Here is a 26,313-nt window from a genome sequence, read left to right as displayed (position 1 = left end):
GTCCCGCAGCACCCGAAGGAGCGACCGATGCCGCACACCGTCGACCTCGAGCGCCGACTGGCCGACTCGATCGAGGAGCACGGAGTCCCCGGCGCGCAAGTGGCGGTGCTGGTCGGCGGCGAGATCTGGGACGCGACGGCCGGGGTGCTGAACACCGCGACAGGTGTTGCGGCGACCACGGATTCGGTGTTCCAGATCGGCTCGGTCACCAAGGCGTGGACCGCGACGCTGATCATGCAGCTTGCCGCCGAGGGGCTGATCGAGCTGGACGCCCCGGTGCGCCGGTACCTGCCCGAGTTCCAGGTGCGCGACGCGGCGGCCGCGGCGGTCATCACGGTCCGGCAGTTGCTCGGCCACACCTCGGGCATCGACGGCGACCTGTTCCTCGACACGGGGCGCGGCGCGGACGCGGTGGAGAAGTTCGTGCCCGCCATCGCGGACGCCGGGCAGGTGCACCGGCCCGGCGACATGTTCTCCTACTGCAACAGCGGCTACGTGCTGCTCGGCCGAATACTGGAAGTGTTGCGCGGCAAGTCTTTCGACGCGGTGTTGCGGGAGTGGCTGGTGACCCCGCTCGGGCTGACCCGGGTGGCCGCCGACGCCGACGAGGCCATCCTGTTCCGCGCCGCGGTAGGGCATATCGGATCCGCGCCGGGCGCCGGCCCGGAACCCACGCCGGTCTGGGCGCTCCCGGCCTCCAATGCTCCGGCCGGCGCGCGGCTGGCGATGTCCGCGCGCGATCTGCTGGGATTCGCCCGGCTGCACCTGTCCGGCGGTCGCACCATGGAGGGCGTCCCCGTCCTCCCGGAGACCGCGGTACAGGCGATGACCCGGCCGCACGTCGAGGTGCCCGATATCGGCTACGGCACCCACTGGGGCCTGGGCTGGCAGCTGTTCGATCCCGCCGGAACCGGATTGTTCGGGCACGACGGCAGCACCATCGGTCAGAACGCCTTCCTGCGCATCGCGCCCGCCGCCGGCGTCGCAATCGCCTTGCTGGCCAATGGTGGTGACGCGTTCGCGCTCTACCAGGATCTGGTCGGAGACCTGCTGTGGGTGCACGCGGGTATCCGGTTGCCCGCCCGGCCCGTGCCGCCCGCCCGGCCCGAACCGGTGAATGCGGCGCGGGTCAGCGGACGGTACCGCTCGGTCATGTACGAGCACGCCATCGACGTCGACCCCGACGGCCGGGCCTGGCTGTCCACGATTCCCCTGACGGCGGAAGCGGCCCTGGTCTCCGCCCCGGACCGCATGGAACTTCTGCATCTCCGCTCCGACGCCCTGATCGCGGCGCGCCCCGTCCGTGGCCGCCACGCCGTGTACGGCCTGATCAACGGAGACGGTGACCCCGCTGCCCGCTACCTGCACACCAGCCGCGCGATGCCCCGTCAGCCCTGACGCGATACCCGGCCGGCCCGAGGGTCAGTTCAGCTCGGCGGCGGAGGCCACGACGACACCGTAGAGGTCGGCGATGGTGGCCAGGGCGCTGTCGTGCAGCTGTCCCGCGGTCACCTCGCCGACGGCCGACTTCAGGGGGCGGGTGGCGCAGGCATCGGCCACGACGGTGGGGTGGTTGCCGCGCAGGAAGGCGCCCTCGGTGGTGAAGGTGACGCACATGTGGGTCATGAAGCCGGCGATGATCAGTTTCTTGTTGCCCGCGGCGTCCACCTGGGCGGCCAGGTCGGTGTCGTGGAAGGCGTTCGGAACCTGTTTGACGACAACGGGTTCGCCGTCGACCGGGGCCACGGCGGGGTGGATCGCGCCGATGCCGGCGGTGATGTCGTAGGGGGTGCCGGGGCCGCCGTCGTTGACGATGTGGATGATCGCCGAGCCGGCCCGGCGGGCGCGGGCCAGCAGGTCGGCGGCGGCGTCGAGGGCGGGCTGCCAGCCGGTCAGCTCCATCACGCCGCGGGTGTAGGTGTTCTGGTAGTCGACGAGGATCAGGGTCGCGTCGGCCAGGGTGGCCGGGGTCTGATCGAAGCCGCTGAGGTCACGCAGGGTCTGCGCGGGCATGGAGATCCTCCTGGGTTTGCACATCCGAACCGCCCTGTGCGGTGGACGTTTTCCACGCTATGGGCCGGCGGGAGTGTCGGAAATGTCATGTAGCCTGCAGATTCGGACATGCCGAGGGAGGGAGGAACCGTGGCTGCACCGGCGCGATTCGTCGTCATCGTGCTGTTCGACCGGGTCGATCTGCTGGATGTGACCGGGCCGCCGGAGGTTTTCGCGCTGCTCCAGCGAGAGATGAACGGGGACACCGGGTATCAGGTGGCGCTGGCCGCCGAGACCCTCGACCCCGTCACCACCTCCGCCGGAGTCCGAGTGCTGCCCGACATCACCTTCGCCGACCTCGCCGGGCGCGCGATCGACACGCTGGTGGTGCCCGGCTCGGTGGAGGTGGACGGCGACGGCCGGGTGCGCGCGCTCAGCGACCCGCGGGTGGTGGCGTGGGTGGCGAAGCTGGCCGCCGACAGCCGCCGCGTCGCCTCGGTCTGCGTCGGCGCGCATATTCTCGCCGACACCGGGCTGCTGGACGGCAAGCGCGCCACCACCCACTGGTCCACCGCACAGCAGCTCGCGGCGGAACATCCGGCCGTCACCGTGGACGCCGATCCGATCTTCATTCGCGACCAGAACGTCTGGACCGGTGCGGGACTCACCGCCTGCCTGGACCTGGCCCTGGCACTGGTCGCCGACGATTTCGGCGACGCCCTCGCACTGCGCGTCGCGCGGCAGCTGGTCATGTTCCTGAAAAGGCCCAGCGGGCAGAGTCAGTTCAGCGTGTCACTCGAACCCATCTCGACCACGCGCCGGATCGACGACCTGCGCCACTACATCGCCCGCCATCTCGCCGAGCCGTTGACGGTCGCGGATCTGGCGGCGCAGGCCCATGTCAGCGAACGGCAGCTGACCCGCATCTTCAAGACCGATCTCGGCGCCACCCCGGCGGCCTATATCGAGTCCGCCCGAGTCGAATTCGCGCGCAATCAGCTCGAAACGACCGATCACACGCTCGAACGGGTGGCGACCCTGAGCGGTTTCAACACCACCGACACCCTCACCCGGGCCTTCCGGCGCGTACTGGACACCACGCCGACGGAGTATCGAAACCGCTTCCGGCTCACCTAGTCTCGCCTCGGATCAGCTGGTCACGCCTCGAGCGGGACCGCCGCCTCGGCCGTGTACACCAGGAACGTCAGGCTCTCCTGGAAGTACAGCTGCACCGTCTCGGCATCGTGCGAGAGATAGCCGATGGACAGATCCTGGCCGATCTGCAGATCGAAATCGCCGCCGCGCGTGGACAGGACGAATGCGCCGTCGATGGCCGGCGCCCAGATGATGTCACCGTCGATGAGCCGCTCGATATGGGTGCGGATCGGGTGCCCGTGATCGGAGGTCTCGCTCACCGCGGTGTACAGATCCGCCGACAGCAGCACCGAGTACGGCCCGTCCACACCCGCCAGCCGCAGCTTGCTCAGCGCCTGCGCCACCGCCTCCGGGGCCAGGCGCGGGTCGCCGGGCAGCTTCACCGGCTCGCAGGAGGTGGAGGCCCGGACACCGATGATCCCGGCCGCCGGATAGCCCTCGAAAATGGCGCGGTCCTCGGCGAAGGCGATCTTCTTGGCCGCGGTCTTCACCGGATCCAGATCGGCGTCGTGCGCGCCGCGCTCGATATTGTCCAGCTCCTCGCGGGAGAGCGTGAACGGCACCCGCAGCTCCACCAGCGGCAGCGCCACGCGCTGGCGGGCCTGTACACCGTCACCGGGGGAGGTGATGGTGGAGGTGCGGCCCAGTCCGGCGGCGGAGTAGTCGGTGCCGTGCGGGCCGGACAGATCGACCACGCGGCGACCGGCGATGTGCCGCTTGAAGGTTCGCGTCGCCTCCTCCTCGATGGCCGACCAGGCCTCCGAGGTGATGGGCGCGAGTTCGCGATGCAGGTTGTTCATGCGTCAGCTCCGTTCGGTTCAACGATTCCGTAGCGCCGGTTCAACGATTGCGTAAGGCTCCGATGCCCAGGGACCCGTCCCCGGACGCAACGCCATTGCCGTCGGGGGATTCCCGCTGGGTGGCCGCCGCCGGCGCGGGTGCGTCCGGCAGCGCGTCGAAGAATCCCGCGGGCGGGGCGAAGAACGAGGTGCCGGTGACCGCGGTGGAGAAATCCAGGATGCGGTCGTAGGCGGCGTCGGCCGTGCCCAGGAACATGCGGACCAGCATGTTCTCGGTAATGGCCGGGTCGTCGGCGTAGGCGATGTAGTAGGTGCCGAATTCGCCGTCCTGGATCGAGCCGAACGGCATATTGGCACGCACGATATTGCCGATCTCGTCCTGATCGTTCACGGCCACATGCGAATTCGCGGGCTTGTCGGCGTCGGACAGTTCGAAGTCGTCGAGTTTCGTTCGCCCGATGACCTTTTCCTGCTCGGTGGTGGACAGCGCCTTCCACGAGCCCAGATCGTGCAGGTACTTCTGCACGATGACATAACTGCCACCGGCGAACTCGGGATCCTCGTCGCCGACCAGCGCGGCGGTGGCGGCGAGCTGTCCCTCCGGATTCTCGGTGCCGTCCACGAATCCGAGCAGATCACGCTGCTCGAAATAACGGAAGCCGACCGTCTGATCCACGATGGTGGCCGCGCCGGACAGCCGCTCGGCGATCTTCATCGCCAATTCGAAACAGGCGTCCTGGGTTTCGGCCTTGAGGTGGAACAGCAGGTCGCCCGGCGTGGCGGGGGCCTGGTGCCGCTCACCGATGAAACCCGGAAACTCGTGCAGCTGTGTGGGTTTCGGCCCGGAGAAGAGGCGGTCCCAGGCGGCGGACCCGATGCTGGTGATGCACGCGAGGCCGGATCCGGGCACCCGGAATCCGACGGAGCGGCGCAACCCGGGCAGATTTGCGAGCAAATCCCGCGCCACCGACTCGCCACCCTCGTCGATGGTGACGACGAGGAAGATCGCGGCCGGTGTGAGCGGGTCGAGGATCGGCTGTGGCTCACCCATGGGCACCACCTTATGTGCTGCGGCCGACCGCCGACCCGTCCGGTATGCCCGCGTCCCCCGGGCTACTTGGCGACGGTCAGCAGAAATGCCACGTCATCGATGGCTTTCACGCTGTGGCGGGCGTTGGGGATCACAATCAGGTCACCCGCCGAGCCCTTCCACTCGTTGGTGCCGCTGATCACCACCAGCACCCCGCTCAGCACCACGAGGGTCGCCTCGCCCGGATTCTCGTGCTCGGCCAGCGTCTGTCCGGCCGTCATCGCGATGACCGTCTGGCGCAGGGTATGGGTGTGGCCGCCATAGATGGTCAACGAACTGCGCCCGCTCGAGGCGGTGGCCGCCAGCTTCAGTTGCTGGCGGGCAACCGCGGTCAGCGATTTCTTGTCCATGGACTGCCTTTCGCCGGAATATCGCTGAGTATGCCGGACGCACCCGGGCCGATCGGCGGTTTCGGGGCGGTGTTTGCAGGAATTGCCGGACTAGGAATACAGGCGTTACCGCAAGCCCGGGGCGGCGCGGCGATAACGGCGGAAGCGATACCGCAGACCCGTCGACGACTCGCGCCAGTCGGCCGCATCCGTCTGCCACGCGCGATCGATGGCCGGCGCCAGCGTGTCGCCGTCGATGTCGGCGTCGATCTCGGTGACCATCAGCTCGGTCGCGAAAGGCATTGCGGCACGGTAGATCTCGCCGCCGCCCATGATCCACACCGACTTCTCGCCGGTCATGTGCAGGGCCTCGGCCAGCGAGCCCGCCCGCTCCGCCCCGGCGTCGGACCAGTCCGGCTGCCGGGTCACGACGATATTGCGGCGGCCGTCGAGCGGACGGAAGCGCACCGGCAGCGAATCCCAGGTCTTGCGGCCCATGATCACCGGATGCCCGAAGGTGACGTCCTTGAAATGCGCCATGTCCTCGGGCACGCGCCACGGAATCGTGTTGTCCCGCCCGATGATTCCCCGCGGCGTCTGGGCCCAGATCAGCCCGATGGTCCGGTTCATACCGCGACCGGCGCCTTGATGGCCGGATGATGCTGATAGCCCTGGATTTCCACGTCCTCGTACGCGTAGTCGAACAGCGTGGGCGCGGGCCGCAGGTGCAGCTGCGGGAACGGGTAGGGCTCGCGGGTCAGCTGCTCGCGCACCTGGGCCAGGTGATTGTCGTAGATGTGCACATCGCCGCCGGTCCAGATGAAGTCACCGGGCAGCAGCTCGGTCTGCTGGGCCACCATGTGGGTCAGCAGCGCGTAGCTGGCGATATTGAACGGCACGCCCAGGAACAGGTCCGCGCTGCGCTGATACAGCTGGCACGACAGCTTGCCGTCGGCCACATAGAACTGGAAGAAGGCGTGGCACGGGGCCAGCGCCATTTTGTTCAACTCGGCCACGTTCCACGCCGAGACGATGATGCGCCGCGAATCCGGATCGGTGCGCAGCGTCTGCAGCACCTGCGAGATCTGATCGATGTGGGTGCCGTCCGGGGTCGGCCAGGACCGCCACTGCACGCCGTAGACCGGGCCCAATTCGCCCTGCGCGTCGGCCCATTCGTCCCAGATGGTGACGCCGTGCTCCTGCAGCCACCGCACATTGGAGTCACCGCGCAGGAACCACAGCAACTCGTAGACGATCGACTTGAGGTGCACCTTCTTGGTGGTGATCAGGGGAAAGCCCTGCGACAGGTCATAGCGCAGCTGATGCCCGAAAATGCTGCGGGTGCCGGTTCCGGTCCGATCCGCCTTGGGGGTGCCGGATTCCAGCACCAGTCGGAGCAGGTCCTCGTACTGGGTATCTCGGGCGCTCTCCACGCCTGGCAAGCTTACGCACCGTGCGGAAGTTGTTTGTGATCGGAATCGGGGCGGGGGACCCGGACCAGGTGACGGTGCAGGCCATCAAGGCCATGTGCCAGGTAAACGTGTTTTTTCTCATCGGCAAGGGGGCCGAGAAGCAGGAGCTCACGGACGTGCGGTCGGCCATCCTGGCCGAGTACGCGCGCCAGCCGCACTCGATAGTAGAGATCATCGACCCGCCGCGCGACCGGGGCGTGCCCGCCAGCGGCGCGGACGCCGTCTACCAGGGCGCGGTCGCGGACTGGCACGAGGCGCGGGCCGAGCTGCTGGAGCGGGCCTTCGCCGAAACCGACGGGGTGGGCGGCATTCTCGTGTGGGGCGACCCGTCGCTGTACGACAGCACGCTGCGGATCGTCGAGCGGGTGCTCGAACGCGAGCGCATCCAGTTCGAGTACGAGGTGATTCCGGGCATCACCAGCGCGCAGGCGCTGGCCGCCGCGCACCGCATCGTGCTGCACGAGATCGGCGAGCCGCTGCACATCACCACCGGGCGGCGGCTGCGCGAGGAGGGGCTGGTCCCGGGGCAGTCCACGCTGGTGATGCTGGACGGCGAGTGCTCGTTCACGCAGGTGCCGGGCGACGACGTCTACATCTGGTGGGGCGCGTACCTGGGCATGCCCGACGAGGTGATCGTGGAGGGCCCGCTGCGCGTGGTCGAGGGCCGCATCGCCCGCCGGCGGGCGGCCCTGCGCGAGGCCAAGGGCTGGATCATGGATATCTACCTGCTGCGGCAGGCGGGCGCCGCGCGCTGAATCCGCCGGGTGTCGGGGTGTGCGGTTAGGGTGGACGACGGAAATGGTCGCCCATTGGAGGAGATCCGTTGCCCGAACTACCGGAGATTGTGGCGCTCGAGCAGTTCCTGGCCGAGCATGCGGTGGGGGCGGTGGTCGGGCGGGTCGACGTGGCGGCCCTGAGCGTGCTGAAGACCTTCGATCCGCCGGTGACCGCGCTGTCGGGGCGCGACGTGACCGGGGTGGGGCACTGGGGCAAGCACCTCGGAATGGATTGCGACGGGCTGTGGTTGATCACGCACCTGTCGCGCGGCGGCTGGCTGCGGTGGATCGACGAGCCCGGGGTCGATCCGCCCAAGCCCGGCAAGGGACCGCTGGCCCTGCGCGTGCATTTCTTCACTCCTGAAGGCGCCACCCCCGCTTTCGATCTCACCGAGGCCGGTACCAAGAAGCGGCTGGCCGTGTGGATCACCGGCGATCCGCTCTCGGTGCCCGGCATCGCGCGGCTGGGGCCCGACGCCCTGGCCGTGAGCGAACCGGAATTCGCCGAGATCCTGCGCGGCACCTCGCAGCGCGTGAAGAACGCGCTCACCGATCAGAGCCTGCTGGCCGGCATCGGCAATGCCTACTCCGACGAAATCCTGCACACGGCAAGGCTTTCGCCGTTCGCCAGCTCCGGCTCGCTGGACGCCGGACAGGTGGCGCGCCTGTACGCGGCCATGCGTGCCACGCTGTCCGACGCCATCCTGCGCTCGGTGGGGCAGGACGCCGCCCGCCTCAAGGGCGAGAAGCGTTCCGGCTTCCAGGTGCACGCCCGCACCGGCCTGCCGTGCCCGGTGTGCGGCGACACCGTTCGAGAGGTCTCCTACGCGGACAAGTCGTTCCAGTACTGCCCGACCTGCCAGACCGGCGGCAAGATCCTGGCCGACCGCCGCATGTCCCGGCTGCTGAAGTAGCCCCTAGACCACGGCCACCACATCGGTGCGGCGGTCCAGCACGTGCGCCGGAATCTCCACTCCCGCTTCCAGATCCGCGGCCGGGATCGGGGCGTCGAAGACCTGACGCAGCGGCAGGACGCCGGCCCAGACGCCACCGGTGTCGATATCGGCCTGCTCGTCGCGCGGGCCGCCGGTGCGGACCTTGACCGAGGCCTCGGTGAGGTCGAGGGCCAGGACCATGGTCGCGGCCATCTCCTTCTTGTTCGGCGAGCGGACCGCGTCCCACGCGCCGGGTGCGGCCTGTTCGACGATGACGCGCAGCGCGCGCATGCACTCGTCCGGGTCGGTCAGCTCGACCGGCCGGGCGTGGATGACCGCCGAGCGGTAGTTCATGGAGAAGTGCATGGCGGAGCGCGCGTAGACGATGCCGTCCACGTGCGTCACGGTCAGCGCGACGTCGCCGGTCAGGGCGGCCCGCAGATTGCCGGAGCCGGTGGAGCCGTGCAGGTACAGCGTGTCGCCGTCGCGGCCGTAGATGGTCGGGACGACCACCGGGCTGCCGTTCAGGACGACGCCCAGATGGCAGATGAGCCCGGCGTCGAGGACCGCGTCCAGTTCGGCGCGGTCGGTGCGACCCCGCTCCCTGGACCGGGTGAGGCTGCTGCGCGGGGTGGGTGACAATGGGGTCCGGTTCGAAGCTGTCTCACGCATAGGACCAGTTTCGAAGGGGAAATGGCATTCCTTAATAGCCAATTCTCCGCAAGATCTACAGACCACTTCGGGGGATCCGTGCCGTTCACGCTCGCACATCCGGCCGCTGTGCTGCCCATACGTCGGGTCCTCTGGTTTCCAGGACTTGTCGCGGGGAGCATCGCGCCCGACATTCCGTACTACCTGCGGATCGGTGTGGACGGCGAGCTGACGCATGCTGGTCTACGCAATCACCAGCGCTGCAATGGGTTTCGTGGTGTATGCGTTCGTTTCCGCGGCAGCTTCGGCCGCCAGGGGACATCGTTGATCGCACTGTCGTGCGCGGAGTGGCATTCTGATATCCACCAGTTGCCGGATGATCAGGAGGCCACTTGCGGGTGAATCGGCTGGTCGACGATGATCTACCGTTCATCGTCGAACGGGACAGCGGCGTGCCGCTGGCTGTTCAGGTGGCCGACGGACTGCGCCGGGCCGCGACCACCGGTGCGCTGCGCGGCGGTGATCGGCTGCCTTCCTCCCGTGAGCTGGCCAGTCGGCTGGGGGTGAGCCGGACCGTCGTCACCGCCGCTTACGACCAGTTGCACGCCGAGGGCTGGCTGGACGGGCGGCACGGCTCGGGCACCTACCTGACGGCCGCGCCCGCACCGGTGGGCGCGCAGACCGGCGGGCCCGAACTGCCCGAACCGCTGGCGGGACTGCTGGATCTCGGCGCGGGCGCGCCGTCCATCGAGGCCATCGACCCGGCCGCCTGGCGGCGGGCGTGGCGGGCCGCCTCGGATCGAATGCCGTTGATCCGCAAGGACCGGCGCGGCGAGACCGACTATCGGGAGGCCGTCGCCGAACACCTGCTGCGGCATCGCGGGCTGGGCGCGGGCAGTGGGACCGCGGTGCTGGCCACCGCCGGAACCAGCGCGGCCGCAGGCGAACTCGCGGCGGCGCTGCTGCGGCCCGGCGACGTGGTGGCCATCGAGGATCCCGGCTATCAGCGGGCGGCCGGGGCGTTCCGGGCGGCGGGCATGCGGCCGGTCCCGGTGCCCGTGGACGCCGAGGGCCTGCGGGTGGAGCTGCTGCCCGAGGATGCGGGCCTGGTGTATTGCACTCCCGCGCACCAGTTTCCGCTCGGCGCGCGCATGCCCGCCGCCCGCCGGGTCGAGCTCATCGAATTCGCCCGCCGCACCGGCGCACTCGTGGTCGAGGACGACTACGACGGCGAATTGCGGTACGACACCGCGCCGCTGCCACTGCTGGCCACCCTGGCCCCCGATGTGGTCGTGCATCTGGGCACCACCAGCAAGATCCTCACGCCCACCCTCGGCATCGGCTGGCTGGTGGCGGATCCGGCCGTCGCCGCGGCAGTGCTCGCCCATCGCGAACTCACCGGCACGGGCCCGGCCCCGGCGGGTCAGCAGGTGGTGGCCGAACTGGCCCGGCACGGTGACCTGGCCCGCCATCTGCGCCGCCTGCGCCGCGACATGCCGGCCCGCCGCGCCCTGGTGGTGGACGAGCTGCGCGGCCGCGGCCTGGACGTGCGCGGCGACGACGCCGGATCACACGTCTTCGTCCCGCTCGCCACCCCGGAGCAGGAGGACCGCGCGGTGGCCGCCGCCCGTGAGCTCGGCGTCCACCTCGACGCGCTGGCCCGCCACCATCTGGGCGCCCGGCACACCTTCGGCATCGCCCTCGGATATGCCGCGCTGCCTGCGGCGGAGCTGCCACGCGCGGTTCGGTCGGCGGGGGCGGCGCTGGCCCGGGTCGTAGAGTGGTCCGCATGACCGAAAAGGACATCCACGCGCGCATCAAGGAACTCGTGGATCGTGAGCACGAGCTCCGGGCCAAGACCACCGGTGGCGAACTCGACCCCGAGGCCGAGCGCCGCCAGCTGGCCGAGATCGAGGTCCAGCTCGACCAGTGCTGGGACCTGCTGCGTCAGCGCCGCGCCCGCATGGACCAGGGGCGCAACCCCGACGAGGCCCAGGTCAACCCCGCCCGCCAGGTCGAGGGCTACCTGCAGTAATCGCCATCCGCCGTCCGGCCGTTCCCGCCCGGCCGGCGGGTCGGCCGTTCCCGCCACCTTCGGGGTCCGTGATCCGAGACTCTGGGAGCCCCCGAGAGTTGGGACTACCCTTTGTGAATGGTGGCAACGACAGACATCACGACCGCGGACGGCACGGTTCGCGGACTCCGGGGCCGCCGCGTTTCACGCTGGCGGTCCATTCCTTTCGCCGCGGCTCCGGTCGGGGAGTTCCGTTTCCGGGCACCGCAGCCGGTGCAACCGTGGAGCGGGGTGCGCGACGCCACCGACTTCGGTTATGCCGCAATGCAACACCGGAACGGCGCGCGGATCGGGCCGCGGCAGGCGCAGCCGACCGGCGAGGATTGCCTCACGCTGAACGTGACCGCGCCGAACGCGCCGTCGGCCACGCCCCGCCCGGTCATGGTGTTCATCCACGGTGGTGGCTACATGATCGGAACCTCCGCGCTGCGGCTGTATTCCGGCGCCCGGCTGGCGCTCCGCGGCGATGTCATCGTGGTGTCGGTCAACTACCGGCTCGGCGCCTTCGGCTACGTCGACTTCGGTGAATACTCCACGCCCGAAAGCCGATTCGACTCCAACCTGGGCCTGCGCGATCAGGTCGCGGCACTGGAATGGGTGCAGCGCAATATCGCCGCGTTCGGCGGCGACCCGAACAATGTCACCATCTTCGGCGAATCGGCCGGGGCGCACGCGGTGCTGGCCCTCATGGCCACCCCCGCCGCGGCCGGGCTGTTCCACCGCGGCATCGCCCAGAGCGCGCCCGCGGACTGGGCCCCGAGTCAGGCCGAAGCCCGGCTCTTCGCCCGCCGCTGCCTCGACGACCTCGGCATCGCCCCCGGAGACGCCGCCAAGGCGCTGCGCACCGCCGGTGCGAACGACATCCGCAAGGCCGTCGATCACGCGGTCGCCCGGATCATGCACCAGCAGCCGGGCCTGTTCCCGCTGGCCCCGGTGGTGGACGGCGAATTCCTGCCCGCCGCACCGCTGGCCGCGTTCGCCGATGGCACCGCGCACCGGGTGCCGCTCATCATCGGGACCAACCGGGACGAGGCCACCCTGTTCGTGCGCTTCGACGACACCCTGCCCACCACCCCCGATCGCATGCGCTGGCTGCTGCGCCATGTGGACCAGGCCCTGGGCGAGGGCGGCGACAGCCCCATCTTCACCAAACTCGGCCAGTCCATGCCGACCTCGCAGGAGCGCCTGCACGAGACGCTGTCCGAGTTCGGCGCGGCCGTCGAATCCCGGGTCACCGCGGCCTATCCCGGTTTTCCGGGCAAGCGGGCCTCCGTCCGCATGGGCGGCGACTTCACCTTCTGGCGGCCCTCCGTCCGCGTCATGGAGGCGCACAGCCGATACGCGCCGACCTACGCGTACCGCTACGACTTCGCCCCGCGCGCAATCCATTTGAGCGGTTTCGGCGCCACGCACGCCCTGGATCTGATCCCCGTCTTCGGCGCGGTCGATTCGTCCTTCGGCCGTGCCATGACCGCGCTCGGCGGCCACCGCCGCTTCCGTGAGGTGTCGAGCCAGTTCCAGGACAACTGGCTGGCCTTCGCCCGCACCGGAACTCCGCTGCCGGCCTGGCCCGCCTACACCGAGGAGCAGCGCGCGACGCTGATCATCGATTCGCCCGGCCGCGTCGAACTCGACCCGGACCGCACCAAACGCCTGGCGTGGCAGGGGGTTCGGATCCCCGCCCTCACCTGAGCGGCGGTCACCAGGCCGTGCAGGACAGGCCGAGCGCGGACAGTTCCGTCTCGGCCAGCGCGGTGAGCGCGGCGGAGGTCGGGATGGCGTTCGGATCCAGGCCTATCAGCGACAGCGTGTAGGTGTCGGCGATCCGGGTCAGGTACCCCGAGAGCCGGGTCCGCGGCAGGGCGTCGGGCCGGAGCCCGGGGTGGATGGCGCGGGCCGCCACCCCGGTGCACGAGTGCGGGCCCAGCGCCAGCAGCGACTCGGGCAGGTTGCCGATATTGGAGCACAGGACATCTCGCTCGCCCGCGCCCCGCGCCAGCCGATACGCCCACCGGTCGGGCATGACCTGGAGGATCTCCTCTGGGATGCCGCCCGGGCTGGTCATGCGGTGCTCGTAGGCCGCACGGGCCTTGCGGCGCAGGGTCGCCGGGGTGTCGTCGCGGGTGATGGCGACCTCGGTCATGGACATGTCGTTGTCCACGCGCGGCTCGTCGCGGGTGTCGACCGGGAGACTGGCGGCAATGGTGTCGGCGGGAAAACCGCTGGACCACAGCATCTTCGCGATCAGATGGACGAACAGGCTGTTGGCGGTGCCCGCGTGCGCGACCGCGACGCGGTTCCAGTCCCGGGCCGGGATCTCGAGCACAGTCCCGCAGGTGGTGGCGGGTCCGGTGAGTGCCAGGGCATTCGCGGTGCCCGGCATCGCCTTTCGCGCCTCGGGTGCGGCCGGGCGTGCGGGAATGCCGCGCCGCAGCGCGCGAGCGGTCCCTCCCAGGACCGTGGCCCACATGCGCCGGGCGTCGGCCCAATCCGAATGTCCCGCAAGGGGTGCCGCGAGGGGGATGCCGGACAGCGCGTTGTCGATGGCCAGGGTCAGCGCGCGGCCGTCGGCCAGCGCGTGCGAACAGGTCAGCGCGACCAGGCAGCCGCCGTCGTCGAGGCGTGCCGCCGACAGCCGCCAGCCCGGCCCAGCCTCGGGATCGAGGTCCGCGCCCTGGCGGTCGGCCCAATCCAGGACGGCCGCACGCGGAATCGGCTCCGGCGTCATGGTGAACGGGTGCGCGGTCTCGTTCGGTTGCCAGCGTGGCCGTGCCCCGGGCACCCGCGAGCGCACCACCCGGCGGCCGAGCGGCCCGGTGCGCAGATCGCGGTGCACCCGCCAGAGCAGGGCCGGATGAACCGGTTCGGCGGTACGCCAGAGTCCCTGCAGGACGATCGGGGTGCCCATGCCCCGATGCGACCGCAGGAAGATCTCGTCCAGCACGCTCAGCCGATCCATCGAACGGCTAGCGTACCGATCGGTTCCATGGCGTGCTGCCGCGCGTATTCGGGGCTTTCGCGCGACCGGTCGAACCGGAGCCCGAATCAGGCCGGGCGGCCGTGGCGGCCCTCGCCCGAGGCGAAGCGCTGCGCCCCGTCCAGCGCGCCGTCCGTCAGGGCCTTCATGCCGTGGCGCAGCTCGTTGGCGATGGCCTCGGACTCCTCCAGGCCGTTCTGCTCCAGCACCGACATGCGGTCCGAGCGCAGGCAGGTCTGCGGCAGCGTGGCGAGCTCGAGCGCGAGTTCCTCGGCGGCGCGGCGGGATTCGCCGTTCGGCACCACCCGGTTGACCAGTCCGATCTGCAGCGCCTCGGTGGCGCCGACGGCCCGGCCGGTGAGAATCAGGTCCATGGCGCGGCCCTCGCCGATGATGCGGGGCAGCCGCACGGTGCCGCCGTCGATGAGCGGCACGCCCCAGCGGCGGCAGAACACGCCGAAGGTGCTGTCCTGCTCCGCGATTCGCAGATCGCACCAGAGCGCCAGCTCGATGCCGCCCGCGACCGCGTACCCGGAGACCGCGGCGATGACGGGCTTGGACAGCTTCATGCGGGTCGGGCCCATGGGTCCGTCGCCGTTCTCGGTGACCTGGTTGGAGCGTTCGGTGCCGAGGGCCTTGAGGTCGGCGCCGGCGCAGAAGGTGCCGCCGTCGCCCCACAGCACGGCGACCGCGGCGGTGGGGTCGGCGTCGAAGTCACGGAAGGCGTCGGCCAGGGCTTTCGCGGTGGGGCCGTCGACCGCGTTGCGGGCTTCGGGGCGGTGCAGGATCACGGTGTAGACGGGTCCGTTGCGCTCCACTCGTACTGTCACGACGCCGACAGTACGCCGTAAACCGGGGCTTGCGTCAAGAAATGAATCAGTGGTTCACTTCTTGTATGGCCTATCGCAGAACCCCCGCTGTCCAGGCCCGGCTGGATGCTCAGGCGGGGTCGATCGTGCGGGCCGCCATGACCGTGCTGTCCCGGGACGGGTTCGCCGGACTGTCCATGGCGGCGGTCGCTGCCGAGGCCGGAGTCGCCACCGGGACGGTGTACAAGAACTTCAGCGGCAAGGCCGAACTCGTCACCGCCGTCTTCCGCGAGGTCGTCACCCGCGAGGTCGACGCGGTCGCCGCGGCCGGAGCTGCGGGGGAGGGGCGCACCGCCCCGGAGCGGGTCACCGCCGCCGTCGAGACCTTCGCCGGCCGCGCCCTCAAGAACCCCAAACTCGCCTACGTGCTGCTCGCCGAACCGGTGGACGCCGCCGTCGACGCCGAACGCCTGCGCTTCCGCCGGGCCTTCGCCGAGACCTACGTGTCCGCCATCTCCGACGGCATCGCCACCGGTCAACTGCCGCCGCAGGATCCGCGCACCTCCGCGACCGCGCTGGTCGGGGCCATCGGCGAGGTGCTCGTCGGCCCGCTCTCCGAACAACTCCAGAGCGAATCGGTGCTGCCGGAACTGGTCGCCTTCGCCCTGCGCGCCCTCGGTGTCCAGCCGGACGCCCCCGGCGACCACCTCGAATCACGCGGCGTCCCACACGAATAGGAGTCACCCGCAATGCACACGCACGACGTCTTCAACCAGGTGCCGCCCATCGTCCCCTTCGACAATTCGCGCAATCCCGCGCTGCTCGAGGGCCTGCACCGGGAAGGCGCGGGCTGGGCCGAGGCCGAGGTGCGGGAGCTGGGCGTGCTCGCGGGCGGCGCGGCCGCGCAGGAGTGGGGCCGGCTGGCCAACGAGAACCCGCCGATCCTGCACACCCACGACCGCTACGGCAACCGCATCGACGAGGTGGAGTTCCACCCGTACTGGCACAACCTCATGGACACCGCGGTGTCGCACGGCCTGCACGGTTCGCCCTGGCAGGATGACCGGTCCGGCGCGCACGTGGCCCGCGCCGCCAAGTTCTTCACCTGGGGCCTGGCCGACGCCGGGCACATGTGCCCGATCTCCATGACCTACGCCGTGGTGCCCGCGCTGCGTCACAATCCCGAACTGGCCGCGAAGTTCGAGCCGCTGCTGGCCTCCCGCGTCTACGACTTCGGCCTGCGCGAGCCGTCCGGCAAGGCCGGTCTCATCGCGGGCATGTCCATGACCGAGAAGCAGGGCGGCTCCGACGTCCGCGCCAACACCACCACCGCCACCCCGCTCGCCGACGGCACCTACCGCATCGTCGGCCACAAGTGGTTCACCTCGCACCCCATGGGCGACCTGTTCCTGACCCTGGCCCAGGCGCCGGGCGGCCTGTCCTGCTTCCTGCTGCCCCGGGTGCTGCCCGACGGCACCCGCAACGCGCTGCGCATCCAGCGGCTCAAGGACAAGCTGGGCAACAAGTCCAACGCCTCCTCGGAACTGGAGTACGAGAACGCCATCGGCTGGCTGGTCGGCGAGGAGGGCGCGGGCGTGAAGACCATTATCGAAATGGTCAATATGACCCGGCTGGACTGCGTGATCGGCTCGGCCACCGGCATGCGGGCCGGGGCCGTCTACGCCACCCACCACGCCCGGCATCGCCAGGTGTTCGGCAAGTACCTGGTCGACCAGCCCGCCATGCGGAATGTGCTGGCGGACCTGGTGATCGAATCCGATGCCGCGACCACCGTCATGATGCGCCTGGCCGGGGCCACCGACCGCGCCGGCACCGATCCCGCCGAGGCGGCGCTGCGCCGCATCGCGCTGGCGGTCACCAAGTACTGGGTGTGCAAGCGCGCCCCAGCGCACGCGGCCGAGGCGCTGGAATGCTTCGGCGGCAACGGTTATGCCGAGGAGTCCGGCATGCCGCGGCTGTACCGCGAGGCCCCGCTCATGTCCATCTGGGAGGGCTCGGGCAATGTGGCCGCGCTGGACGCGCTGCGCGCCATGGGCCGGCAGCCGGAGACGGTCGAGGCGTTCTTCACCGAGCTGAACCTGTCCCGCGGCGCCAACCGCCACCTGGACGGGGCCATCGACCGAATCGGCAAGGAGCTCACCGACTTCGCCGATATCGAGTACCGCGCGCGCCGCGTGGTGGAGCTGATGGCGCTGGTGCTGCAGGGCGCGCAGCTGGTGCGGCACGGCCACCAGGCCGTCGCGGACGCCTTCTGCAGCACCAGGTTCGGCGGCGACTGGGGCATCGCCTTCGGCACGCTGCCGACCGGCGTGGACACCGAGGCGATCATCCAGCGCGCCTACGTCGACTGAGCTGGCACGAGGTCATGGCCGTGGGCGGCGATCGATAGCCGCCCACGGCATCAGCCGAACCAGATCTGTGCCTCTGTTGTTCGGAATGCGTCTGCGGCGCACGACTATTGTGCTCCACCTTCGGGAGGTGCGGGGACATTCATCAATTAGTGAATCGGGTGGATCGAGAAGCCTCGTTAATCGATGCCCGAATTGCGAAATACGCGAATTCGCGCTGGTGCCAAGGGGTTCCGGTGGTCTAGGGTCGATGATCATGAACGTGCGTAGTGTTATCGGCAGTGCGATGGCAGCGGTCGCGCTCACAATTCTCGGCACCGGCGCCGCCTCGGCGGACTCGGGTGTCATCGAGGCGGACAACTCGGATTTCCTGGTGGGCGACACCCTGTATTTCAATGATTTCGCCACCCAGTGCGCCATTCACGCGAATGGCGATGTCGCCTGCGATCTCGGTCAGGGAAACAAATTGTGGGGCCTGATTCCCATCTCCGACATCGTGATCGACGGCTCCTTCCTGCCCGCCCACCCGACCTTCGGCCTCGGCGGCCAGCACGGCAATCCGAATGCCCGTCAGCTCTGGGACGTGCCGCGCCCGCCCGGAAACGTGTACGCCGGCACCCAGTTCGACTACGCGGGCGCGACCTGCCTCGGTGGGCGTCCGCACGGCGGCGGCATGACCTGCACCTCGCACGGCCACACCTTCACCCTCGGCACCCAGACCAGCATCGGCTGACACCCGCCCCGACGACACCGCGCGGGCTGCGACCAAGACCACGCTTCCCGCCGCAGCCCGCCGGTAATAGCGTCGGAATCATGCCTCGTACAACGACGTACACCCAGTGGATCGCCCTCCCGCCGCAGCAGCTGTGGGCCGTCCTCGGCGATCCCGGCCGCTGGCCCGAGTGGAATCCCGCCGTCACGGCGGTGGCACTGCACGGCACACCCGCGGCGGGCGTCACCGGCGACTACCTGCCGCGCGGGCGCGTCACCGAGGCAGTGCACGGGCGGCTGGCGAAACCGTTCGTCGTCTCCACCTTCGTGCCCGACCGCGAAATAACCTTGGAGCAGCAGGAACCCGCGGGCACCATGCGACTGCGCTGGGTGCTCACCCCGCGTGACGGCGGCACCGAACTCCGCCAGCAGCTCACTTTCACCGGCGCCTCTGCCGCGGTCATGCGCAAGGTCGTCGGGGACCTGCTGCAGACCGACACCCACACCTGCTTCACCCGCCTGGCCCAGCTGGCCGGGCTGCGGCCCGCCGCGGACGCGCTCACCGTCGTGATCGCCGGCGGCACCGGCGCCCTGGGGCGCACCCTGGCCGCCGACCTCACCTGCCGGGGCCAGCGGGTCGTCATCCTCACCCGGCGCATCGCGCTGGAACTGCTCTACCCGCAATACGAATGGGACGGCCGCACCGTCGGCACGTGGGCCGACGCCCTGCGCAATCCGGGCCGCACCGCGGTGATCAACCTCGCCGGCAAGCTCGTCGACTGCCGGCCCACCGCCCGCAATATCGCCGAATTGCGCCGCAGCCGCGTCGATTCCACCCGCGCGCTGGTGGGAGCGTCCAAGACACTGGATCGGCCCGTCGACTACTGGATCCAGGCGAGCACCACCGCCATCTGGGCCGATGCCGGGGAACTCCGCTGCACCGAGGGCACACCCCTGCCCGAGCCCGGCCTGCCACAGATGACCGGCGTGGCCGCACCCTGGGAGGCGGCCTTCGCGGGGGCGAATGCCACGCACTGGACCATCCTGCGCACCTCCATCGTGCTGGACCCGGACGCTCCCGCGCTGCGGCGACTGGTGGGCCTGACCAAGGCGGGCCTGGGCGGCAGTGTCGGCAGCGGCCGGCAGTGGTTCAGCTGGATCCACGTCGAGGACTGGCTGGCCATCGTGCGCGCCGGGCTGGGCCTGGACCCGCGGGTCGGGCTGCCCACCGGCGTGGTGGTCGCGGCCACCGACTTCCCGGTGCGCAACAAGGAGCTCATGACCACCCTGCGCAGGCAGCTGCGCCGCCCGTGGTCGCCGCCCACCCCCGCAGCCGCCCTCACCGTGGGCGCGGTCCTCCTGCGCACCGATCCGGCGCTCGGGCTGACCGGCCGGCACGCCACCTCGGAGGTGCTGCGGCACAGCGGGTTCCGCTTCCGCTACCCGACCCTCGACGAGGCGCTGTCGGACCTGCTGCCGCGCTGACCCGGCCATGCGCGGGGTGTGATCCAGGACAACCCCTCGATCCAGGTGTCACGTTTCGGCCCGCTCCGGCGTCTCATGCTCATGAACGCCACCGCGAACCGCGCCGATGCCGCCGACCAGCGGTATCACCTGGCCGCGGGCCTGAAACGCTCCATCAACAAGGTCTTCCCGACCCACTGGTCGTTCCTGCTCGGGGAGATCGCGCTCTACAGCTTCATCATCCTGCTGCTGTCCGGGGTCTACCTGACGCTCTACTTCGAGCCGTCCATGACCGAGGTGACCTACAACGGCAGCTACCAGCCGCTGCGCGGCGTCCAGATGTCGGCCGCCTACCGCAGCGTCCTGGACATCTCCTTCGACGTGCGCGGCGGGCTGTTCGTGCGGCAGGTCCACCACTGGGCCGCCCTGCTGTTCGCGGCGTCGATCATCATCCACATGTTCCGGGTGTTCTTCACCGGCGCCTTCCGCAAACCCCGCGAGGCCACCTGGGTGATCGGCGCGGTCCTGCTGATCCTGGCCATGTTCGAGGGCTACTTCGGCTACTCGCTGCCCGACGACCTGCTCTCCGGCACCGGCCTGCGGTCACCGCTGGGCGGCATCACCATGGCGGTCCCGGTGGTGGGCACCTGGCTCCACTTCTTCCTCTTCGGCGGGGAATTCCCCGGCACCGTCCTGATCCCGCGGCTCTACATCACCCACGTGCTGCTGTTCCCGGGAATCATGCTGGCGCTCATCGGCGCTCACATCGCACTCGTCTGGTACCAGAAGCACACCCAGTTCCCCGGGCCCGCCCGCACCGAGCGAAATGTGGTGGGCGCGCGCATCGTTCCGGTGTTCTCCCTGGACCAGGGCGCGTTCTTCGCCTTCACCCTGGCCACCGTCGCGCTCATGGGCGGGCTCTTCCAGATCAACCCGATCTGGAATCTGGGGCCCTACAACCCCGCCCAGGTGTCGGCCGGATCCCAGCCCGACTTCTACATGATGTGGACCGACGGCCTGGCCCGGCTCATGCCGCCCTGGGAGATCTACCTGGGCCGCTACACCATTCCCGCGCCCTTCTGGGTGGCGGTGGTGATGGGTATCGTGCTGGCGGTGATCCCGCTGTACCCGTGGATCGAGAAGCGGCTGACCAAGGACACCGCGCACCACAATCTGCTGCAACGGCCGCGAGATGTGCCGGTGCGCACCGCGATCGGAGCCATGGCCATCGCCTTCTACCTGGTGCTCACCTTCGCCTGCGTGAACGACATCATCGCGCTGAAGTTCGACGTCTCCCTCAACGCGACCACCTGGTTCTTCCGGATCGCGCTGCTGACCCTGCCGCCGCTGGCCTACGCCGTGGCCTACCGGTTCTGCCTGGGCCTGCAACGCAGCGATCGGGCGGTGCTCGAGCACGGCATCGAGACCGGCATCATCAAACGGCTGCCGCACGGTGAGTACATCGAGGTGCACCAGTCGCTCGGGCCGGTGGACCGGCACGGTCATCCGATTCCACTGGAGTACCAGGGCGCGGCTGTCCCGAAGAAGATGAGCAAGCTCGGCTCCGCGGGCAGACCCGGACCCGGCGGGTTCCTCACCGCCGACCCACCCGAGGAGCGCGCGCTCCTCGCCGCCCAGCATCATGATGAGGAGCACGCACAGCTCACCATGCTGAAAGCCAAGCAGGACAACGGGAGTCGAGGATGAAACTCCGGACACGCACCGACGACGAGGAATACGGGCTGCTGGTGCCCGCCGCCACCGTCTACGACATGCAGTCCGCGCGCGCCGTCCGGCAGTTGCTGCACTCCCACGGGGTACGCGCCACCATGGGCCGGGCGCGCATCCACCGCTGGCGAAATATCAAGGACCGCTTCCGGATCCTGGTCTTTCCCGAGGACGCCGTGCGCGCCTACGACGTCCTCAGCCTCCACACCAGCTGATCAAAGTTTGGTCAGGGTCCGGCTGTACTGCGGGATCAGCCGGATCTTGCCGGCCGTGCCGAAGTCGATGGTGACCGTCGCCAGCGAGCCGAAGCCCTCGGCGGCGATCACCCGGCCCAGGCCGTATTTGTCGTCGTTGACCCGGTCGCCGACGGCGAGCACCAGACCGGTGTTGTTGCGCTTGACCCCCGCGGCGGCCGGCGCGGGCCGTCGCTCGCCGCGATCGCGCAGACCGGGGCGCGGCTCCGACCAGCCGTCACCGCGGGTCCAATCCCGTTCCAGCCCTTCGTCTTCGCCGCGCCGGCGGAAACCGCGCGAGGTCTGCGACGGGGCCGGCTCCAGCCGCCGCCAATCCATCAGATGGCCCGGAATCTCCTGCAGGAAGCGGGATTCCGGATTGGAGACCGGCTGCCCCCAACCCGAACGGACCACGGCGCGGGTCAGATACAGGCGCTTGCGGGCGCGCGTGATGCCCACATACGCCAGCCGGCGCTCCTCCTGCAGCTCCGTCGGATCGCCCAGGGCGCGCATGTGCGGGAACTGGCCGTCCTCCCAGCCGGTCACGAACACGACCGGGAACTCCAGGCCCTTGGCGGTGTGCAGGGTCATCAACGTGACCACGCCGGAACCCTCTTCGGGAATCTGGTCCGCGTCGGCCACCAGCGAGACCCGCTCCAGGAACGCCGCCAGCGAACCCGGTTCCGGTTCGCCCTCGGCCTGCTCGGGCAGCATGCCCTCGGCCCGCGCGGCCTCCACATTGTTGCGCGCCTCGGAACTGAATTCGCGTGCGACGCTGACCAGTTCGTTGAGGTTGTCCAGGCGCGCGCCGTCCTGCGGATCGTCGGAGGCCTCCAGCTCGGCGCGATAGCCGGTGCGGTCCAGCACCGCCTCCACCACCGAACCCACATCCGGGAAGTCCATGTCGGCCTGCGCGCCCGCCGCCCGGATCTCCTCCAGCAGCTCCAGGAAGCCGGCGATGGCCCGCTGCGAGCGGCTGTTGAGCAGAGCCACCTTGCCCGCGGCCGCGTCCCGGAGCGCCTGCGCGAAGCCGATATTCCGCTGCTCGGCGTGCACGGCCACGCAGGCCTCCGCACGGTCGCCGATGCCGCGGCGCGGGGTGTTGAGCACCCGTCGCAGGCTCACCGCGTCATCCGGGTTCTCCAGGACGCGCAGGTAGGCCACGATGTCGCGAACCTCCTTGCGCTCGTAGAAGCGCACCCCGCCGACCACCTTGTAGGGCAGTCCCATGCGGATGAAGATCTCCTCCAGCGCCCGCGAATTGTTGTTGGTGCGGTAGAAGACCGCCACATCCGCGTAGTTGGCGTCGCCCTGGTCCACCAGCCGGTCGATCTCGCGGGCCACGAACGAGGCCTCGTCGTGCTCGTTGTCGGCCACATAGCCGACGATCAGATCGCCGTCGCCCTGATCGGTCCACAGCTTCTTCTCGCGCCGGCCCTCGTTGCGCGCGATCACCGCGTTGGCGGCGGTCAGAATGTACTGGGTGGAGCGGTAGTTCTGTTCCAGCAGAATGGTTTCCGCATCCGGGAAGTCGCGCTCGAACTCCTCGATATTGCGGATGGTGGCGCCGCGGAAGGCATAGATGGACTGGTCCGCGTCACCCACCACGCACAGCTCCGAGGGCGGCACCCGATCGGCAGCGGCATCGTCACCCCGCCCGTCCCGATGGTGGCCCACCAGTTCACGCACCAGCACGTACTGCGCGTGGTTGGTGTCCTGGTACTCGTCGACCAGCACGTGCCGGAAGCGCCGCCGGTAGTACTCGGCCACCTGCGGATGCCGCTGCAGCAGCGACACCGTCTCACCGATCAGATCGTCGAAGTCGAGGGCATTGGCCGCGCGCAGCCGCCGCTGGTACTCGTCGTAGACCCGGGCCACGATGCGCGGCAGCTCGCTGTCCTCGGTCTCGGCGTCGGCCGCGGCCTGCGGCGGGTCGATGAGCTCGTTCTTGAGATTCGAGATGGCGGTGGCCAGCAGGCGCGGCGAGTACTTCTTCGCGTCGATCTCGAAGTCGCGAATGATCATGCCCAGCAGCCGCCGGGAATCGTCCGCGTCGTAGATGGAGAAGTTGGAGTTCAGCCCCGCCAGCAGCGACGCCTGGGTACGCAGGATGCGCACGCAGCTGGAGTGGAAGGTGGACACCCACATGCCGGCCGCGCGCGGGCCGACCAGCCCGGCCACCCGTTCGCGCATCTCGGCGGCGGCCTTGTTGGTGAAGGTGATGGCCAGCACCTCGCCGGGCCGCACCCCGCGAGCGTCGAGCAGATAGGCGATGCGACGGGTGAGGACAGCGGTCTTTCCGGACCCGGCCCCGGCCACGATCAGCAGCGGGGTGCCGGTGTGCATCACCGCGGCGCGCTGTTGCGGATTCAATCCCTCGAGCAACCGCTCGGTCTTCTGCTCGTCCTGTGCCACCGTCGTATTCATCGCCCATCCACGCTACCGGCGCGCACCGACAGGCGGCGGGGCGGACCGCGCAGGTGTCCGATAAGTGCCGGTCCGGCGAACATCCGGTGAACCGCGCCCGGTCGGGAAACTCAGGAGATTCACAAACGTACCTGTTTTGCATAGGTCCCTATGCATGGCACACTCGTCGCATGACCGGCTCCAAGGCGACGCATTGCACCTGAGCCCGATCCCGGGGGGACAATGTGGTGCGGTCCCAGGGGGACAATGTATGGCCAACAGGTCTGATTCTTGGTGAAGAACCGATCGGTAACAGGTTGGGTCCACCCGCCGATCGACGTTCTGGACCATGAGGAGTTGAAGAATGAGCATCTCGACGACGGGACATTCCGAGTCTGCCACCGGCTCGGACTCCGCCCTGCCCTCCGAGGCTGAGATCGACAAGCTGCGCTTGGAAATCGACAAGCTGGACGCCGAAATCCTCGCCGCTATCAAGCGCCGCACCGAGGTCTCGCGCATCATCGGGCGAACGCGTATGGCGAACGGCGGGCCCAAGCTCGTCCACTCCCGCGAGATGAAGGTGCTCGAGCGATTCAGCGAGCTGGGCCAGGAGGGCCACACCCTGGCGATGTTGCTGCTGCGCCTGGGCCGCGGCCGCCTCGGACACTGACAACTCTCGTAAGGCCCTCGGAGGCCGGCTGCGCCCCCGAAACTCTCGGACCTGCCGCCTTCGGCAGGGCCCGTTAACGCCGGGCATCGCATGCTCGATACAACATGCGGTGCGTCGCGAAGTGCGGCCCCACACAGACCGCGCTGCATGCGTGCCACGGATGCAGCCTCCCCAAGGCCGCCCCGGGTGTCTCGACCCCGGGGCGGTTCTTTCCTGTCTAGGGCAGGGCGATGTACTTGGTGTCGAGGTATTCCTCGATGCCCTCGAAGCCGCCCTCCCGGCCGAAACCGGATTCCTTCACGCCGCCGAAGGGCGCGGCCGGGTCGGAGATGACGCCCCGATTGACCCCGACCATGCCGCTCTCCAGGCCCTCGGCCACCCGCAGCGCCCGGTCCAGACTGCGCGTGTACACGTATGCGACCAGGCCGAATTCGGTGTTGTTGGCCGCGGCCAGACCCTGCTCCTCGGTGTCGAAGCCGACGATCGGGGCGACCGGGCCGAACACCTCCTCGCGCAGGATGCGGGCCTGCGCCGGGATATCGGTGAGCACCGTGGCCGGATAGAACCAGCCCGGGCCGCCGGGGGCCTTGCCGCCCAGCTTCACCTGCGCGCCCGCCGACACCGCGTCGTCGACCAGCTCGCTCACGGTGTCGAGCTGGTTCTCGTTGACGAGCGGGCCCAGCGTGGTGTCCGGGTCCACGCCATTGCCGAGCCGGTACTCCGCCATGGCCGCCACCAGCTTGTCGGTGAATTCCTGGCGAACCGAATTCTGGACGTGGAAGCGGTTGGCCGCGGTGCACGCCTCACCGCCATTGCGCAGTTTGGCCAGCAGCGCGCCCTGCACGGCGGCATCCACGTCGGCATCGTCGAAGACCACGAACGGGGCATTGCCGCCGAGCTCCATCGAGGTGCGCAGCAGGCCGTGCGCGGACTGCTCGACCAGCTTCTTGCCGACCGGCGTGGAACCGGTGAAGGTCAGCTTGCGCAGCCGCGGGTCGTTCAGCAGCGGCGCGGTGACCGCACCCGAGTGCGAGGTGGTGATGACCGACAGCACGCCGTCGGGCAGGCCGGCCTCGCTGCAGAGCTGGGCCAGCAGCAGCATGGTCAACGGGGTCTCACCCGCGGGCTTCACGATCATGGTGCAGCCCGCCGCCAGCGCCGGGCCGATCTTGCGGGTGCCCATGGCCAGCGGGAAGTTCCAGGGCGTGATGGCCAGGCACGGGCCGACGGGCTGCTTGTGCACCAGGATTCGCCCGGTCCCGGCCGGGGCGGGCTGGTAGCGGCCGTGGATGCGGACCGCCTCCTCGCTGAACCAGCGGAAGAACTCCGCGCCGTAGCGAACCTCATTGCGGCTCTCCGGCAGGGCCTTACCCATTTCGAGGGTCATGAGGAGGGCGAATTCCTCGACCCGCGCCGTGATCGCCTCGAACACCGCGCGCAGGATCTCCCCGCGCTGCCGGGCCGGGGTCGCGGCCCATTCGGCCTGCACGGCCGCGGCCGCGTCGAGGGCGCGCACCGCGTCCTCGGGTGTCGCGTCGGCGACCTGGGCGATGACCTCACCCGTCGCCGGATTGTGCACCGGGAAGGTCGCGCCACCGGTGGCATCCACCGGTCCGCCGATCCAAAGTCGCGTGGGAATGGACGAGAGTAGGGCGCTTTCGGTCACCATGAG

At 69.6% G+C, this 26,313-nt stretch carries 26 protein-coding genes; 15 read left to right on the top strand and 11 right to left on the bottom strand.

From position 1 onward, the window contains the following. Nucleotides 1–27 precede the first annotated feature (27 nt). Nucleotides 28–1,398, top strand: coding sequence for a serine hydrolase domain-containing protein (locus ACFXIV_RS10575; RefSeq protein ID WP_379397271.1), 1,371 nt, complete (start codon nt 28–30; stop codon nt 1,396–1,398). A 24-nt stretch (nt 1,399–1,422) separates the two neighbouring features. Here ACFXIV_RS10575 and ACFXIV_RS10570 read toward each other — a convergent pair whose 3' ends face one another. Further along, entirely contained in the window at nt 1,423–2,013 is a 591-nt protein-coding gene (locus tag ACFXIV_RS10570) for an isochorismatase family protein (protein WP_379397273.1), read from the bottom strand. Between the two features lie 129 nt (nt 2,014–2,142). On the opposite strand from ACFXIV_RS10570, the gene ACFXIV_RS10565 reads away from it, so the two are divergent. Next, nucleotides 2,143–3,129 (top strand): GlxA family transcriptional regulator, encoded by a 987-nt coding sequence (locus ACFXIV_RS10565; RefSeq protein WP_379397275.1) that lies wholly within the window; start codon nt 2,143–2,145, stop codon nt 3,127–3,129. Nucleotides 3,130–3,149: 20 nt separating this feature from the next. Here the strand turns inward: ACFXIV_RS10565 and ACFXIV_RS10560 are convergent, their stop codons facing one another. The 5 genes from ACFXIV_RS10560 to ACFXIV_RS10540 form a co-directional block, all read right to left on the bottom strand. Next, complete coding sequence (locus ACFXIV_RS10560; RefSeq protein ID WP_379397277.1) at nt 3,150–3,947, bottom strand: family 1 encapsulin nanocompartment shell protein; 798 nt, start codon at nt 3,945–3,947, stop codon at nt 3,150–3,152. Nucleotides 3,948–3,987: 40 nt separating this feature from the next. After that, a complete protein-coding gene (locus ACFXIV_RS10555) occupies nt 3,988–4,998 on the bottom strand; it encodes a Dyp-type peroxidase (protein ID WP_379397278.1) in 1,011 nt (336 codons plus the stop codon). A 62-nt stretch (nt 4,999–5,060) separates the two neighbouring features. Continuing rightward, nucleotides 5,061–5,387 carry a cupin domain-containing protein gene (locus ACFXIV_RS10550; protein WP_354836345.1) on the bottom strand — a complete coding sequence of 109 codons (327 nt, stop codon included), beginning with the start codon at nt 5,385–5,387 and terminating at the stop codon, nt 5,061–5,063. A 105-nt stretch (nt 5,388–5,492) separates the two neighbouring features. Beyond that, the gene (locus ACFXIV_RS10545; protein WP_379397281.1) at nt 5,493–5,996 is read right to left on the bottom strand and encodes a dihydrofolate reductase; all 504 of its coding nucleotides are present in this window, start codon (nt 5,994–5,996) and stop codon (nt 5,493–5,495) included. Then, nucleotides 5,993–6,799 (bottom strand): thymidylate synthase, encoded by an 807-nt coding sequence (locus ACFXIV_RS10540; protein WP_379397283.1) that lies wholly within the window; start codon nt 6,797–6,799, stop codon nt 5,993–5,995. The genes ACFXIV_RS10545 and ACFXIV_RS10540 overlap by 4 nt, the downstream gene beginning before the upstream one ends. A gap of 20 nt (nt 6,800–6,819) precedes the next feature. Here ACFXIV_RS10540 and cobF point away from each other — a divergent pair, with 20 nt between their 5' ends. Continuing rightward, on the top strand, nt 6,820–7,593 hold the full coding sequence (gene cobF, locus ACFXIV_RS10535) for a precorrin-6A synthase (deacetylating) (RefSeq protein WP_379397285.1): 774 nt from the start codon (nt 6,820–6,822) through the stop codon (nt 7,591–7,593). Nucleotides 7,594–7,661: 68 nt separating this feature from the next. Beyond that, a complete protein-coding gene (locus ACFXIV_RS10530) occupies nt 7,662–8,528 on the top strand; it encodes an Fpg/Nei family DNA glycosylase (protein ID WP_379397287.1) in 867 nt (288 codons plus the stop codon). Nucleotides 8,529–8,531: 3 nt separating this feature from the next. Here ACFXIV_RS10530 and ACFXIV_RS10525 read toward each other — a convergent pair whose 3' ends face one another. Next, a complete protein-coding gene (locus ACFXIV_RS10525) occupies nt 8,532–9,221 on the bottom strand; it encodes a pyridoxamine 5'-phosphate oxidase family protein (protein ID WP_379397289.1) in 690 nt (229 codons plus the stop codon). A gap of 21 nt (nt 9,222–9,242) precedes the next feature. On the opposite strand from ACFXIV_RS10525, the gene ACFXIV_RS10520 reads away from it, so the two are divergent. The 4 genes from ACFXIV_RS10520 to ACFXIV_RS10505 all read left to right on the top strand — a co-directional run bounded on the left by ACFXIV_RS10520 (nt 9,243) and on the right by ACFXIV_RS10505 (nt 12,966). Next, entirely contained in the window at nt 9,243–9,602 is a 360-nt protein-coding gene (locus tag ACFXIV_RS10520) for a DUF4184 family protein (protein WP_379421239.1), read from the top strand. Continuing rightward, entirely contained in the window at nt 9,599–10,993 is a 1,395-nt protein-coding gene (locus ACFXIV_RS10515; protein ID WP_379397293.1) for a PLP-dependent aminotransferase family protein, read from the top strand. The genes ACFXIV_RS10520 and ACFXIV_RS10515 overlap by 4 nt, the downstream gene beginning before the upstream one ends. After that, a complete protein-coding gene (locus ACFXIV_RS10510) occupies nt 10,990–11,235 on the top strand; it encodes a DUF2630 family protein (protein ID WP_354836333.1) in 246 nt (81 codons plus the stop codon). The genes ACFXIV_RS10515 and ACFXIV_RS10510 overlap by 4 nt, the downstream gene beginning before the upstream one ends. A gap of 117 nt (nt 11,236–11,352) precedes the next feature. After that, nucleotides 11,353–12,966, top strand: a complete 1,614-nt coding sequence (locus ACFXIV_RS10505) for a carboxylesterase/lipase family protein (RefSeq protein ID WP_379397295.1) — start codon at nt 11,353–11,355, stop codon at nt 12,964–12,966. 7 nt (nt 12,967–12,973) lie between these two features. On the opposite strand, the gene ACFXIV_RS10500 is transcribed toward ACFXIV_RS10505, so the two are convergent. Beyond that, nucleotides 12,974–14,233, bottom strand: a complete 1,260-nt coding sequence (locus ACFXIV_RS10500) for a hypothetical protein (RefSeq protein ID WP_379397297.1) — start codon at nt 14,231–14,233, stop codon at nt 12,974–12,976. Between the two features lie 86 nt (nt 14,234–14,319). Beyond that, nucleotides 14,320–15,081, bottom strand: coding sequence for a crotonase/enoyl-CoA hydratase family protein (locus ACFXIV_RS10495; protein WP_379397299.1), 762 nt, complete (start codon nt 15,079–15,081; stop codon nt 14,320–14,322). 65 nt (nt 15,082–15,146) lie between these two features. Between ACFXIV_RS10495 and ACFXIV_RS10490 the strand changes: the two genes are divergently transcribed. From ACFXIV_RS10490 to ACFXIV_RS10465, 6 genes are all read left to right on the top strand, one after another. Then, on the top strand, nt 15,147–15,797 hold the full coding sequence (locus ACFXIV_RS10490; RefSeq protein ID WP_379397301.1) for a TetR/AcrR family transcriptional regulator: 651 nt from the start codon (nt 15,147–15,149) through the stop codon (nt 15,795–15,797). A 12-nt stretch (nt 15,798–15,809) separates the two neighbouring features. Then, nucleotides 15,810–17,432, top strand: a complete 1,623-nt coding sequence (locus ACFXIV_RS10485; RefSeq protein ID WP_379397303.1) for an acyl-CoA dehydrogenase family protein — start codon at nt 15,810–15,812, stop codon at nt 17,430–17,432. A gap of 253 nt (nt 17,433–17,685) precedes the next feature. Next, a complete protein-coding gene (locus ACFXIV_RS10480; RefSeq protein ID WP_364614348.1) occupies nt 17,686–18,162 on the top strand; it encodes a hypothetical protein in 477 nt (158 codons plus the stop codon). 80 nt (nt 18,163–18,242) lie between these two features. Beyond that, nucleotides 18,243–19,625: a DUF1731 domain-containing protein gene (locus ACFXIV_RS10475; protein ID WP_379397305.1), complete on the top strand. Its 1,383-nt coding sequence runs from the start codon at nt 18,243–18,245 to the stop codon at nt 19,623–19,625. Nucleotides 19,626–19,706: 81 nt separating this feature from the next. Further along, nucleotides 19,707–21,311: a cytochrome bc complex cytochrome b subunit gene (locus ACFXIV_RS10470; protein ID WP_379397728.1), complete on the top strand. Its 1,605-nt coding sequence runs from the start codon at nt 19,707–19,709 to the stop codon at nt 21,309–21,311. Beyond that, nucleotides 21,308–21,547 carry a hypothetical protein gene (locus tag ACFXIV_RS10465; RefSeq protein WP_379397307.1) on the top strand — a complete coding sequence of 80 codons (240 nt, stop codon included), beginning with the start codon at nt 21,308–21,310 and terminating at the stop codon, nt 21,545–21,547. Before ACFXIV_RS10470 ends, ACFXIV_RS10465 begins: the two co-directional genes overlap by 4 nt. On the opposite strand, the gene pcrA is transcribed toward ACFXIV_RS10465, so the two are convergent. Beyond that, entirely contained in the window at nt 21,548–23,992 is a 2,445-nt protein-coding gene (pcrA, locus tag ACFXIV_RS10460; RefSeq protein ID WP_379397309.1) for a DNA helicase PcrA, read from the bottom strand. A 343-nt stretch (nt 23,993–24,335) separates the two neighbouring features. Between pcrA and ACFXIV_RS10455 the strand changes: the two genes are divergently transcribed. Next, the gene (locus tag ACFXIV_RS10455; protein WP_354836317.1) at nt 24,336–24,641 is read left to right on the top strand and encodes a chorismate mutase; all 306 of its coding nucleotides are present in this window, start codon (nt 24,336–24,338) and stop codon (nt 24,639–24,641) included. Nucleotides 24,642–24,858: 217 nt separating this feature from the next. On the opposite strand, the gene ACFXIV_RS10450 is transcribed toward ACFXIV_RS10455, so the two are convergent. Then, complete coding sequence (locus ACFXIV_RS10450; RefSeq protein ID WP_379397311.1) at nt 24,859–26,310, bottom strand: NAD-dependent succinate-semialdehyde dehydrogenase; 1,452 nt, start codon at nt 26,308–26,310, stop codon at nt 24,859–24,861. Nucleotides 26,311–26,313 lie beyond the last annotated feature (3 nt).

The organism is Nocardia sp. NPDC059236 (genome assembly GCF_042754085.1).
Classification (GTDB): Bacteria; Actinomycetota; Actinomycetes; order Mycobacteriales; family Mycobacteriaceae; genus Nocardia.
The sequence above is the reverse complement of the archived record's forward strand: the minus strand, read 5'-3'. Positions and strand labels throughout refer to the sequence as shown.

Coding starts and splice junctions, on each gene's coding strand:
- ACFXIV_RS10470 (WP_379397728.1), top strand. CDS start 19,707: ATGAACGCCACCGCGAACCGCGCCGATGCCGCCGACCAGCGGTATCAC.
- ACFXIV_RS10520 (WP_379421239.1), top strand. CDS start 9,243: ATGGCATTCCTTAATAGCCAATTCTCCGCAAGATCTACAGACCACTTC.
- ACFXIV_RS10450 (WP_379397311.1), bottom strand. CDS start 26,310: ATGGTGACCGAAAGCGCCCTACTCTCGTCCATTCCCACGCGACTTTGG.
- ACFXIV_RS10550 (WP_354836345.1), bottom strand. CDS start 5,387: ATGGACAAGAAATCGCTGACCGCGGTTGCCCGCCAGCAACTGAAGCTG.
- ACFXIV_RS10510 (WP_354836333.1), top strand. CDS start 10,990: ATGACCGAAAAGGACATCCACGCGCGCATCAAGGAACTCGTGGATCGT.
- ACFXIV_RS10480 (WP_364614348.1), top strand. CDS start 17,686: ATGAACGTGCGTAGTGTTATCGGCAGTGCGATGGCAGCGGTCGCGCTC.
- ACFXIV_RS10490 (WP_379397301.1), top strand. CDS start 15,147: ATGGCCTATCGCAGAACCCCCGCTGTCCAGGCCCGGCTGGATGCTCAG.
- ACFXIV_RS10465 (WP_379397307.1), top strand. CDS start 21,308: ATGAAACTCCGGACACGCACCGACGACGAGGAATACGGGCTGCTGGTG.
- pcrA (WP_379397309.1), bottom strand. CDS start 23,992: ATGAATACGACGGTGGCACAGGACGAGCAGAAGACCGAGCGGTTGCTC.
- ACFXIV_RS10500 (WP_379397297.1), bottom strand. CDS start 14,233: ATGGATCGGCTGAGCGTGCTGGACGAGATCTTCCTGCGGTCGCATCGG.
- ACFXIV_RS10575 (WP_379397271.1), top strand. CDS start 28: ATGCCGCACACCGTCGACCTCGAGCGCCGACTGGCCGACTCGATCGAG.
- ACFXIV_RS10505 (WP_379397295.1), top strand. CDS start 11,353: ATGGTGGCAACGACAGACATCACGACCGCGGACGGCACGGTTCGCGGA.
- ACFXIV_RS10545 (WP_379397281.1), bottom strand. CDS start 5,996: ATGAACCGGACCATCGGGCTGATCTGGGCCCAGACGCCGCGGGGAATC.
- ACFXIV_RS10525 (WP_379397289.1), bottom strand. CDS start 9,221: ATGCGTGAGACAGCTTCGAACCGGACCCCATTGTCACCCACCCCGCGC.
- ACFXIV_RS10485 (WP_379397303.1), top strand. CDS start 15,810: ATGCACACGCACGACGTCTTCAACCAGGTGCCGCCCATCGTCCCCTTC.
- ACFXIV_RS10560 (WP_379397277.1), bottom strand. CDS start 3,947: ATGAACAACCTGCATCGCGAACTCGCGCCCATCACCTCGGAGGCCTGG.
- ACFXIV_RS10570 (WP_379397273.1), bottom strand. CDS start 2,013: ATGCCCGCGCAGACCCTGCGTGACCTCAGCGGCTTCGATCAGACCCCG.
- ACFXIV_RS10475 (WP_379397305.1), top strand. CDS start 18,243: ATGCCTCGTACAACGACGTACACCCAGTGGATCGCCCTCCCGCCGCAG.
- ACFXIV_RS10455 (WP_354836317.1), top strand. CDS start 24,336: ATGAGCATCTCGACGACGGGACATTCCGAGTCTGCCACCGGCTCGGAC.
- ACFXIV_RS10555 (WP_379397278.1), bottom strand. CDS start 4,998: ATGGGTGAGCCACAGCCGATCCTCGACCCGCTCACACCGGCCGCGATC.